This is a genomic window from Paenibacillus sp. UASWS1643, assembly GCF_008693195.1.
GTDB classification, from domain to species: Bacteria; Bacillota; Bacilli; order Paenibacillales; family Paenibacillaceae; genus Paenibacillus; species Paenibacillus amylolyticus_B.
Map to the genome: position 1 here is coordinate 1 of NZ_VXKZ01000024.1, position 271 is coordinate 271.

Here is a 271-nt window from a genome sequence, read left to right on the forward strand (position 1 = left end):
CTCGACACTGCAGACACCACGCTATGACGAAAGCCTGTGGCTGATCCGCAACGGCCAGCCGGGTGCGGCGGACGCCTTGCATGAGCAGTTGCAGCGCAGCGATCTGCCGGCGATTCAGCGTGCGACGTTACTCGCCGAACTGCCGCTGTACCCAAGCGATCAATCGCTGAAACTGGCCACCCGGGATCTGCAGAATCCGGCGCCGCAGGTTCGCGAAAGCGCAGTGCGGGCGATCAGTGCCTTCCTGCCACCCATCGAGCGCGCATCGTTG

At 64.2% G+C, this 271-nt stretch carries 1 protein-coding gene; it reads left to right on the forward strand.

Annotation, left to right across the window (positions count from 1 at the left end; translation table 11 throughout):
* Positions 1-271, forward strand: a 271-nt coding sequence (locus FE296_RS00105) for a hypothetical protein (RefSeq protein ID WP_223868720.1), incomplete at both ends; no start/stop codon positions are given.